Consider the following 10,541-nt stretch of genomic DNA (forward strand, 5'->3'; position numbering starts at 1 on the left):
GCCCTTCAAGAAATGCAGATAAAATATATTAAAGGATAAACAAATGAAACCAAACGATATTCTTCTAATCACTGGTGGTACTGGCTCCTTTGGTAATGCCGTACTACGGGAGTATATAGACAAAGATTCTATATCGGAAATCCGCATCTTCAGTCGCGATGAAAAAAAACAGGATGACATGCGTCATCTCTATCAATCCGAGAAGATCAAATATTACATAGGGGATGTACGGGATATTCAAAGTGTGAGAGACGCCATGAAGGATGTGGATTATGTCTTCCATGCCGCTGCGCTGAAGCAGGTTCCTTCCTGTGAATTCTACCCTGTCGAGGCGGTGCGGACCAATATTCTGGGAGCCGATAACGTGCTTACAGCCGCGATCGAATGCGGGGTAAAGCGTGTTGTTGTGCTCAGCACCGACAAGGCGGTCTATCCCATAAATGCCATGGGAATGTCCAAGGCCCTCATGGAAAAAGTAATGATAGCCAAGTCCCGCGATCTCGATGAAAAGAAACAGGTTGTCTGTGGCACCCGCTATGGAAACGTTATGGCTTCCAGGGGATCGGTCATTCCTCTTTTCATCGAACAGATAATGGCCGGGAAGCCCATTACGATCACTGATCCCGAGATGACGCGGTTCATGCTGCACCTGGATGAAGCCGTCGAACTTGTCGAGTATGCCTTTGAGAACGCCCGCAACGGCGATATATTTGTAAAGAAGGCCCCTGCCTGTACGCTGGCGGATTTGGCTCAGGCCCTCAAGGAACTGCTCGACGCAGATACCGAAGTGCATGTAATCGGGACCCGTCACGGCGAAAAAGTCTACGAAACACTCGTGAACAGGGAAGAAATGGCCAAGGCAGTCGACATGGGCGAATATTACAGAATCCCCGCCGATACCCGCGATTTGAATTATGATCAATACTTCAGTGACGGCAATGAGAAAGTAAAGCAAGCGGCCGAGTATACCTCCCATAACACCCGCAGGCTCGATGTGGTGGGGACGAAAAAGCTTCTCATGACCCTTGATTGTGTTCACGAGGCGCGCAGGCAGCGAGGCTTTGAATGAAGGTTCTCGTAACGGGAACGGCTGGTTTTGTGGGACAGAACCTTTCGATAAGGCTTTCGAGAGAAAATGACATAACGCTGCTCCCTTTCGATATCGGCAACACGGAATCGGAATTGATCGCAACCCTTTCGGAGGCCGATGCCGTCATCCACCTTGCGGGGATTAATCGGCCGCTTGATCCGTCCGAATTCGTTACAGGCAACGTTGGCCTTACCTCCATTATTGCCGATGAACTCGAAAAACTTAAAAAACATTTGCCTATAATTTTTTCTTCCTCAATTCAAGCAGAACTGGACAACGAGTACGGAAAAAGCAAGCGCGTGGCTGAAGAAAGGCTAAAGACTTACGCCGAAAAAACAGGCGCGGCGGTACGAATCTTCCGCTTTGCCAACATATTCGGCAAGTGGTGCAGGCCCAACTACAATTCCGCCGTCACCACCTTCTGCTACAATATTGCGCACGAACTGCCGATAAGCATCCGCGTTCCTAATGCGCCATTACGTCTTGTGTACATCGATGATGTTGTCGAGGCAATAGCCACGGCATTGAGAGCGGAAAAGAAAGGCTTTGCCTTCTGCAATGCCGAGCCCGTCTACGAAACGACCGTCGGCAATGTCGCCGCGATGATTCAGGATATTCACGACAAGCGTGCGAACGCTCTTGTCGGGGATTATTCCAACTCGTTCTACAAGAAACTCGCTACGACTTATTTAAGCTATATCGATATTCCAGGCCTTGTAACGGCGCCCGTACTCAAGTCCGACGAACGTGGCTGGCTTTTTGAGCTGATAAAGTCCGATTCCGCCGGCCAGATTTTCGTCTCGACTACGAAGCCAGGCAAGAAACGGGGCAACCACTATCACGATACAAAAGTGGAAAAATTCTGCCTTGTCAAAGGCAGGGCGCGGATATCCCTGCGGAAAGTAAACGGCACGGAGCACTATGCCTTCGATGTCGATGACAGTGACATACACATCGTCGATATACCACCCGGCTACACCCATTCGCTCGAGAATACGGGAACCGAGGACTGCATCGTTCTCTTCTGGGCGAACGAAATTATGAATCCAGCTCGTTCCGACACTTTCAGGCTGGAGGTTTGAATGAAAGATAAACTTAAAGTGATGACCATAATCGGGACAAGGCCGGAGATAATCCGGCTCTCCGAGATAATCAGGGCCTGCGACAAGAGCTTCGAGCACCTTGTCGTCCACACGGGCCAGAACTGGGACTATACGCTCAACGAAATTTTCTTCAAGGACCTAGGGCTGAGGGCTCCCGACCGCTACCTCAACGTTGTCGGCAGCGATCTCGGCGAGACCATGGGGAATATCATTTCGGCATCGTACAAATTGCTTTCGGAAGAGAAACCCGATGCTCTCCTCATCCTGGGGGATACGAATTCCGCCCTGTGCGCGATTCCCGCGAAGCGTCTGAAAATACCCATTTTCCACATGGAAGCGGGGAACCGATGCTTCGATCAAAACGTGCCCGAGGAAATAAACAGAAAAATAGTCGATCACATCGCGGATATCAACCTTCCCTACACGGAACATTCGCGGCGGTACCTGCTTTCCGAGGGTTTCCGCAAGGAACACATCTTCGTCACAGGCTCGCCAATGGCCGAGGTTATCCACAAAAACAAGGCGAAAATCGAATCTTCGAAAGTGCTTGAGGAATATGGCGTCCAGAAGGGGGGTTATTTCGTTTTAAGCATGCACCGCGAGGAAAACATCGATATCGAGTATAAGTTCAACGAGCTTGTTACAGCCCTGAACAGCCTTGCGGAACGATATAATCTCCCCATCGTATTTTCGACACATCCACGAACATGGAAGCGCCTCGAAACCAATCATGTGTCCCTGAATCCGCTCATACATAGCGTAAAGCCACTCGGTTTTACCGACTATTGTCGACTTCAGTGTGATGCCAAGTGCGTCATTTCCGATTCAGGGACTTTGAGCGAAGAGTCTTCCATCCTCAGGTTCCCCGCCGTCCTGCTGCGAAATTCGACCGAGCGTCCGGAAGTGCTGGACAAGGGAACTATTGTTATTGGCGGGTATACGGCAGAAACATTGCTGCAGGCGGCCGCTATGGCAATGGACTTGTTCGATGGCGAGGACAGGCGCCCTGCTGACTACAGGGATAGCGTTGTCGCTGGCAAAGTCGTCAGGATAATCCAAAGTTATACGCCTATAATAAATAGAATTGTTTGGGATAAATGACATTTATGCGGATTTGTTTTTTGACATTAGTATATCCGCTAAATCTATCTGAACGGAATTTGTATTCCGATTTGTTTGATGAAATTTCTGATCGTGGACATGAGGTAATTGTATTTAGGCCTGATGAAAACAAATTAAGCGGTAACCCGATAGAGACTAAGCGCGGGGAAGTCAGCGTTATAAGTGTACCGACTGGCCGGATCACCAAGACGGGAAAAATCATAAAATCCATAAATATGGCTCTTCTTGAGCAACGCTATATGAGAACTATAAAACAATATCTCAAAAACCCCGTCGATCTTGTTGTATATAGTACTCCACCTATAACATTCGTGAATATAATAAAGAAATTGAAGAAGGAGATGAATTGTTCCACTTATCTTCTTCTGAAGGACATCTTTCCACAGAATTCCGTTGACTTAGGCATGATACGTGAAAAAAGTATTCTATATAAAATTCTTCGACGCAAGGAGCGTGCACTTTACGAAATATCGGATAGAATAGGTTGTATGTCTCCGGCTAATGTCAAATATCTGCTGGAACATAATGATTTCATAGCGACGAGTAGAGTGCATGAAAATCCCAATTCAATAAAGCCATCAGAAGGGCAAAAGACGAACATAAGACAAATTCCAATCTTGAAAAACGTCACTATACCTGCAAATGCACTGAAAATGATATATGGTGGCAACTTCGGCCTTCCGCAGGGAGTAAATTTTATTTTGGAGGCTTTGAAGGCGCTTGCCTGCAGGGATGATGTTTATACGGTACTAGTAGGCGTTGGAACTGAATTCGATAAAATTTCTCGTTTTATTCAAAATGAAAAAATCAATAACACGTATTTGTTAAAGTCTCTTCCAAAAGCTGACTACATAGAGCTATTGGCATATATGGATGTTGGATTGATTTTCCTTGATCACCGTTTCACGATTCCTAACTTTCCCTCGAGAGCGTTGGATTATATGGATGCAGGGCTTCCGATTATTTCGGCGACAGACCCTAATACCGATATAGGTGCGATCATTGTTCGGGCTGGAGCAGGCCTTTGGTGTGAAAGTAATGATATAGATGGTTTTTTAACGTGTGTTGATACTATGAAAAAGGACGAAATTTTTCGTATATCGGCAGGGGAAGCTTCGAAGCAACTTCTTCTCGATCATTATACTGCCTCTCCTTCTGCCGACATTATTCTGGATAAGATAAATGAATCTTGTTGAGATCTTAAAGAAAGTAAAACTTCGGTATCCAGTCGTTTGGGATTGGGTGGAAGACATAAATGGTATTTTATTGGGCAAATCTCGATCTCGGCGGATAACCGATATCAAGAGAAAAATATTGGTATTCCCTCTGGGACACAGCGGTCTGGTCTTTAAAGATGCAAAAAAAGAAGATATCCCTATTATAGTTGAATTTCTTAATCACCTTTCTGCTGAAGATGTGGCTCATTTTCGACCTTTCCCGTTTACCGATAAATCGCTTGACCATGTAATTTCATGCGGTACCTATCAAGTCTATTTGGCTATGTCTGGGAAGGAGTTGGTTGGACTTTTCTTCCTTAGATTTTTTATCAATCGGCAATGTTATTTAGGATTTGCTGTCAATAGTTCTTATCGGGGGAAGGGTATAGGTAAAAAAATGATCGAAACAATGGCTAGTGCCGTAAAAGATTCTGGATTTCAGCTTATGTCAACAGTCTGCGCTGATAACCAAGCTTCAATCAAAGCTCATATGGCAGCTGCCCGATTCGAAATTGTGGATTGTCTGTCTTCTAATGAAATTGTTCTCAGGTTAAAAGGCTGAAAAAGCATGAAAAGTCCAACATTTGAAAATTTACTGTCCTTATCGATTCATGGTGGGAATTTTGATACCTTTTACAAGGGCCGTGTCGCCCTCTATGCCCTGCTTCATGAAATGGGCATTGGGAAGGGCGATCAGGTGCTGATGCCCGCCTATACCTGCGTCGTAGTTCCCAACGCTGTCTTGTATCTTGGTGCGGAACCCCTTTACGCCGACATCGAGCTTTCTTCGTTTTCTGTGAATTCCGCTTCGGTCGAAAACGCTCTTTCGGAACGAACAAAAGTCGTACTTTGCCAGAATACCTATGGCCTTTCCGCGCATGTGGACGAAATTGTTGATCTGTGCCGCAAAAGGGGAATCCGGACCATAGAGGATTGTACCCACGGCTTCGGTGGCACCTATAAAGGCAAGCCAAACGGTTCCTGGTGCGATGCTGCCTTCTATTCGAGCCAGTGGAACAAGCCCTTTTCTACCGGTTTGGGCGGCTATGCCCTGGTCAACGATCCGGAGCTTGCGCCGAAGGTTGCCGCGTTTGCGGACAACCTCCCCCAGCCCCCGCCCAGGACGCAAGCCATGCTCTGGGTACTGATGCGCGTGCGCAAGCTCATCAGTCCTGCCACCTATTATTCCTTTGTCCAGGCCTATCGCTACTTGAGCAAACGCAACCTCGTGACGGGCTCATCGTCCGGCGAGGAACTTGAATCAATCGAAATGCCCAAAAACTATCTGTTGGGAATGTCGGACATACAGAAGCGTGTGGCTGAAAAAGCTCTGGTGAAGCTTCCCCAGGTAAACGCGCTGCGAAAGGCGAACGGAGCACTGTATACGGCACACCTTGCGCAGACTGGGCTCAACCATGTCGACCCATCGCTGCATGAAAACCACCTATTCCTGAAATATCCGCTCCTTGTCCACAACAGAAAAGCCTTTATGCGCAAGGCCCGCGAAGCGAACATTCCCTTGGGCGACTGGTTTTGCTCTCCCCTCCATCCCGTCGAAGGAGATCTAAACCAGTGGAAATTCGACCCCGAACGCTATCCCAACGCGGTATTCGCCGCATCTCATGTCGTAAACATTCCCACCGATACGCAAAAGCCAGAAAAAGTCTTGGATTTCATCGACAGGAATGCCGACATGATCATGGATGTTACTCTTGGTGGAAGATTGTGCTAAACTTGAACAGCGCGAGCACAAACCGAAGAAAGAGCCGATAAAGGCCCATTAATCAACCTCACTAGTCTTCTATCGTGAAATGTAATAGGAGTTCGAATGTTTAATCATAGAAGCATAGTGAAAAACCAATGCGCGAGGATCATCGATCATGGATGATCTATTTCCCGTCGGAGACGATCAAATTGTCGACTCCCTCAAGAGGGGGGCTAAAAATGGCGTCGAACTCTTGCTTACACAGTACGGCAGACGGATCGTGTTCATTGCCACCAAGAAGCATGGCCTTTCGCTCGAAGACGCGGAAGAACTAATGACTGACGTCATCATGGAAGTAGCCAAGAAAATAGATGTCTTCGACCCATCAAAGGGATCGCTTCGCTCGTGGATCGGGAGCATAGCCCACCGAAGAGCGATCGATCTTTATCGGAAAAAGGGGAAAAAGCTCATCGAACAGACGATGACTGACGACTGGTGGTCGTTGATTGGGCAAAGCGGAGATTCCCCCGACCACGAGAGCGGGCTGTCACTAGACGCTCGACTCAAAGAGCGTATTGAGTCGACATTGGCTCTTCTCAGCGATAGAGAAAAGGAACTCTTACGACTTCGCGCCGAAGACCTTTCTCTCGATGAAATCGCCCTTATGCTCGACATTGAGAAAAACGCAGTATCGGTCGCTCACTATCGCGCCAAGCAGCATTTCAAAAAACTGTGGGAAACAACCGATCTTCAAATTGTACACGGGTCAGTGGGAGTATAAGCGTGGAAGAGAACGATAGCATCGATACCTTGCTTTCTCAGTATTTCTCCTCCCAAAAGAAGGAAATACTTACTCAACGCTTCCTTCAAATACGCGCACTACAAGATGCGGCCAAACATATTTCAACTGAATCGAGCACTCTATGGCGAGTCGTCCTTGAAACCCTTAATGCAGCACGGATTGATCCGAAAGACTTAGCTTCTCTCGCCGATATTAGCGATGATGAAGCTCAGTATATCGTCGCCGAGGTGCAACCAGAACCATTCAGCCTCTCTCCTCAATCGACTGCTCGCATCCTAATCACCTTTAAGCTCTCAATTAAAACGCTTGAGGTACTATTGAAGAATGCTTTACTAGCCCAATACGCCATGAAAACCTCTCAGCGCGCTCTTGCCAGATCATCTGAAACGCTCGGTAATAGACAGCGGGCTCGCTCGATTCAAGATGGCATCAACGCGCTCTTTATTCAGATAAGCAATGAACCAAAACCATTACGCAGCAATGCAGAACTCCCACTCTTTGCAGAAGATCAAATCAAACTTTCAACGTATTTGTCTGCGGTCATAAACGAATTGAAGAGCAATGAAGCTGAATACTTGCTCTCATAATGATCGCGTCGCCAGCAAACGGATCGAAATGACCTGAGTGCTTACGTTGAATATGGCTGCAAGCTTTTCGATGTCAGGCGTTTGGGATAGATGCTTTTTCAACTGTGCAAGTGGTACTAATAGTTCTCCCGCAAATTCGTTGGCCTCTGATTCTTCGATGGCGTTGTTTTTGATAATGTCTTCGGGTTCTGGAGGATTATCGATTGACACATCAGGCCGGGCATACGAACGTGTATGCCCTAAAACCCAATGCCCAAGCTCATGCGCAAGCGAAAATCGCTTCCTGTGAGGATGATGACTAGCATTCACTGCGGCGTACTTCATGCCCCCTTGTTCGATGCATAGCGCCGATAGGCTAGTAGGAAAGTTTTGCACCTCGATGTAGCAAAAACCGAGATACTCGCAGACTTTCTCAAGATCGACCGGTACTGAATTCTGCCCTGCATCCTTCAGCGTTTTCCGCGCTTTCTCACGGACAAATCCTGTTCTTCCCGGCATATATTCTCCCCCTGTAATGTGATTCCGAATTATACAGCAGAGGGGAGCCCTAGGCATCCCTAGCCTTTACTATAAGAGGATTATAATGGCAGAACGAAAAACAACCCACGTGGTTCCCAACCATGATGGTGGTTGGGACATAAAACAGGGAGGTGGAGAACGCTCATCGGGTCACTTCGACACCAAGCAAGACGCTGTCGACCGCGCTAGGGAGATTAGCCGAAACATCGGCAGTGAACTCTTTATCCACAAACAGGACGGTACCATAGGGCAGAAGGATACCCATGGCGGCGATCCCTTCCCCCCTAAGGGCTGAGCAAAAAGGAGTACGACCATGGCTAAATGGGCAGACTATCTAATCTCTGCGGTACGGTACGATACGTCATCAAACGGCCGACACATTTCGCATTTCCGCGTTCACTCGGACGGAGGTGAATCGGTCGGAACTGCAACGACCTGGACTAAAAACCAGGTGGTTGTTTCCATCAACAGCGGCCAGAGCTTCAAGACGATATACAAAAAGGCGGATGAATGGCATATGGGCGAGGATGTTCGGGGCATCGTCATCGATGACGAGTACTTCCTCAGAACAGACGCAAACCGAATCAAAGCAGACAATCTCGGCGAGCTTCCTGAATTCTAGGGTATTGCCATACCCTTGCCCTTTTATGTTCGCTCGCCCCTCCCTGGCGCCGCCTAACGGCTACTGTTATAGCGTCTCATTGAAAGCCAGGGGAGGGAGCTTTTGAAACAATATTGGCCGATATCGGCCAATATTCCCTGAATTCCCGGCATTTTGTAGCCAGGCGGACACAGGCAAATCTATCTTGAGCAGTTCCAGAATCTCTCGCTGCGTTTTTGTAACCTCGGTAAGTCTCTGTCCGTATTTCCCTGCATAACGAATCTTCGTGGGCGGATCCATCTCAAAAAGAAATTCGCGAATCGTATAGCTCTCGATAAGCCTAGACTCCCGCATTTCTTTCCGAAGTGCACTTATGAAAAGCAAGGCAATGAACTGGACAAATAAACGGCCATCGACGGTCTCAATCGTGTGCATTCGAAGTCGCTTCATATCCAGTCCGTTCTTGAGATCATCGAAACACTTCTCCACAATGTCCTTGTCGCGGTAGACTTGTAAGGCTTCTATGGGATCTTTAAACCGCATCGTTAAAAGCGCCTGGAATCCTGTATATCGCTTTATGTACTGGTTCACTGCCTGGCTGTTGTATGGAAACCTTCATCCCCCGCACCGGCGTCGTCGTGATGATGAAAAAAGTGTCATACAGTTCCTTGTGTTCAGCCTTTAGCTTTCCTGTTTCGAGCTCTTCCTTGTACCCAATGAGTTCCCTCGAGAACCGATCGACCGCGTGCGCCTTCATCTCGGCGATAGAAGAATTCGCCGTAACTGAATAAGCGAGGAACACATGTCCAGTCCAATCCAATGGAAAGTCCAACTCTTCAAACTCAATTACGACCAGCGCGAATACGACGCCGTCATGGATACTCTCAAATCGGGCTGGATCACCATGGGCCAGCGGACGCTCGATTTTGAGGAAGCCTACGCTACGGAGCTGGGCGAAGGCTCGAAATGTCTCGCGGTGGCGAACGGGACCGCGGCCCTGCATATCGCGGTGCTCGCCTGCGGCGTAAGGCCGGGCGACGAAGTGATCGTGCCCTCGCTCACGTTTATCGCGGACTTGAATTCCGTGCGTGTGTCGGGCGGCGAAGTGGTGCTTGGCGACGTGACCTCGCTCCAGGACTGGGCTATGGACCCCGTCGACATCGAGCGCAAGATTACGCCCAAAACAAAGGCCGTCATGATCGTCCACTATGCGGGGTACGCCTGCGACATGGACGCGATCGTCGATATCTGCAGACGGCACAAACTCGCCCTCATCGAAGACTGCGCCCACTCCAACGGCGGAACCTACAGGGGCCGCCGCTTGGGCACCTTCGGCGATATCTCGGCCTGGAGCTTCTTTTCCAACAAAAACCTCGCCGTGGGCGAAGGCGGCATGATCGCCACCCGCAGCGAATCTCTGTTCGTGAAATGCAAGAACCTGCGCTCGCACGGCATGACGGTGGCCAGCTTCGACCGCATGAAAGGCCGCGCCGCGACTTACGACGTGCTCGAACCCGGGTTCAATTACCGCATCGACGAAGTGCGCGCCTCGCTCGGCCTCGTGCAGCTCGCCAAACTGCCCCAGGCCAACGCCGCGAGATCGGCGCTCGTGGCCCGGTATTTCGCGCGCCTCGACGCCATGTCGGAATACCTGAGCGTCCCCTTCCGCCACTACAACCGCGGCACGCCCACCTACCACATCATGCCCGTCCTCCTGGACGGACGCGTGGACAGGGCGGCCCTCATCGAATCCATGAAAGAGGACGGCATCCAGACCTCGATCCACTACCCCTCC

The 10,541-nt window shown here is 49.0% G+C and carries 14 protein-coding genes; 11 read left to right on the forward strand and 3 right to left on the reverse strand.

Annotation, left to right across the window (positions count from 1 at the left end; translation table 11 throughout):
- Positions 1–43 precede the first annotated feature (43 nt).
- From ABFC84_03570 to ABFC84_03605, 8 genes are all read left to right on the forward strand, one after another.
- Entirely contained in the window at positions 44–1,069 is a 1,026-nt protein-coding gene (locus ABFC84_03570) for a polysaccharide biosynthesis protein (GenBank protein MEN6411831.1), read from the forward strand.
- Positions 1,066–2,172: an NAD-dependent epimerase/dehydratase family protein gene (locus ABFC84_03575; protein MEN6411832.1), complete on the forward strand. Its 1,107-nt coding sequence runs from the start codon at positions 1,066–1,068 to the stop codon at positions 2,170–2,172. The genes ABFC84_03570 and ABFC84_03575 overlap by 4 nt, the downstream gene beginning before the upstream one ends.
- Positions 2,173–3,294, forward strand: coding sequence for a UDP-N-acetylglucosamine 2-epimerase (non-hydrolyzing) (gene wecB, locus ABFC84_03580; GenBank protein ID MEN6411833.1), 1,122 nt, complete (start codon positions 2,173–2,175; stop codon positions 3,292–3,294). It begins immediately after the preceding gene.
- A gap of 71 nt (positions 3,295–3,365) precedes the next feature.
- Entirely contained in the window at positions 3,366–4,511 is a 1,146-nt protein-coding gene (locus tag ABFC84_03585; protein MEN6411834.1) for a glycosyltransferase family 4 protein, read from the forward strand.
- A complete protein-coding gene (locus ABFC84_03590; GenBank protein MEN6411835.1) occupies positions 4,498–5,094 on the forward strand; it encodes a GNAT family N-acetyltransferase in 597 nt (198 codons plus the stop codon). Before ABFC84_03585 ends, ABFC84_03590 begins: the two co-directional genes overlap by 14 nt.
- Before the next feature lie 6 nt (positions 5,095–5,100).
- Positions 5,101–6,264, forward strand: a complete 1,164-nt coding sequence (locus ABFC84_03595) for a DegT/DnrJ/EryC1/StrS family aminotransferase (protein ID MEN6411836.1) — start codon at positions 5,101–5,103, stop codon at positions 6,262–6,264.
- A gap of 148 nt (positions 6,265–6,412) precedes the next feature.
- Positions 6,413–7,018: a sigma-70 family RNA polymerase sigma factor gene (locus tag ABFC84_03600; protein ID MEN6411837.1), complete on the forward strand. Its 606-nt coding sequence runs from the start codon at positions 6,413–6,415 to the stop codon at positions 7,016–7,018.
- 2 nt (positions 7,019–7,020) lie between these two features.
- On the forward strand, positions 7,021–7,626 hold the full coding sequence (locus ABFC84_03605; protein ID MEN6411838.1) for a hypothetical protein: 606 nt from the start codon (positions 7,021–7,023) through the stop codon (positions 7,624–7,626).
- On the opposite strand, the gene ABFC84_03610 is transcribed toward ABFC84_03605, so the two are convergent.
- Positions 7,621–8,124: an ImmA/IrrE family metallo-endopeptidase gene (locus tag ABFC84_03610; protein MEN6411839.1), complete on the reverse strand. Its 504-nt coding sequence runs from the start codon at positions 8,122–8,124 to the stop codon at positions 7,621–7,623. The two genes, ABFC84_03605 and ABFC84_03610, sit on opposite strands and share 6 nt — an antisense overlap.
- A gap of 85 nt (positions 8,125–8,209) precedes the next feature.
- Here ABFC84_03610 and ABFC84_03615 point away from each other — a divergent pair, with 85 nt between their 5' ends.
- Complete coding sequence (locus ABFC84_03615; protein MEN6411840.1) at positions 8,210–8,440, forward strand: DUF2188 domain-containing protein; 231 nt, start codon at positions 8,210–8,212, stop codon at positions 8,438–8,440.
- A gap of 18 nt (positions 8,441–8,458) precedes the next feature.
- Positions 8,459–8,767 (forward strand): DUF3892 domain-containing protein, encoded by a 309-nt coding sequence (locus ABFC84_03620; GenBank protein ID MEN6411841.1) that lies wholly within the window; start codon positions 8,459–8,461, stop codon positions 8,765–8,767.
- Between the two features lie 66 nt (positions 8,768–8,833).
- Here the strand turns inward: ABFC84_03620 and ABFC84_03625 are convergent, their stop codons facing one another.
- Both ABFC84_03625 and ABFC84_03630 read right to left on the reverse strand, forming a co-directional pair.
- Positions 8,834–9,289, reverse strand: a complete 456-nt coding sequence (locus tag ABFC84_03625) for a hypothetical protein (GenBank protein MEN6411842.1) — start codon at positions 9,287–9,289, stop codon at positions 8,834–8,836.
- Positions 9,279–9,566, reverse strand: coding sequence for a hypothetical protein (locus ABFC84_03630; protein ID MEN6411843.1), 288 nt, complete (start codon positions 9,564–9,566; stop codon positions 9,279–9,281). The genes ABFC84_03625 and ABFC84_03630 overlap by 11 nt, the downstream gene beginning before the upstream one ends.
- Here ABFC84_03630 and ABFC84_03635 point away from each other — a divergent pair.
- Positions 9,549–10,541, forward strand: a 993-nt coding sequence (locus tag ABFC84_03635) for a DegT/DnrJ/EryC1/StrS family aminotransferase (GenBank protein ID MEN6411844.1), incomplete at its 3' end; no start/stop codon positions are given. The genes ABFC84_03630 and ABFC84_03635 overlap by 18 nt on opposite strands.

It is taken from the genome of Veillonellales bacterium, from assembly GCA_039680175.1.
Classification (GTDB): domain Bacteria; phylum Bacillota; class Negativicutes; order JAAYSF01; family JAAYSF01; genus JBDKTO01.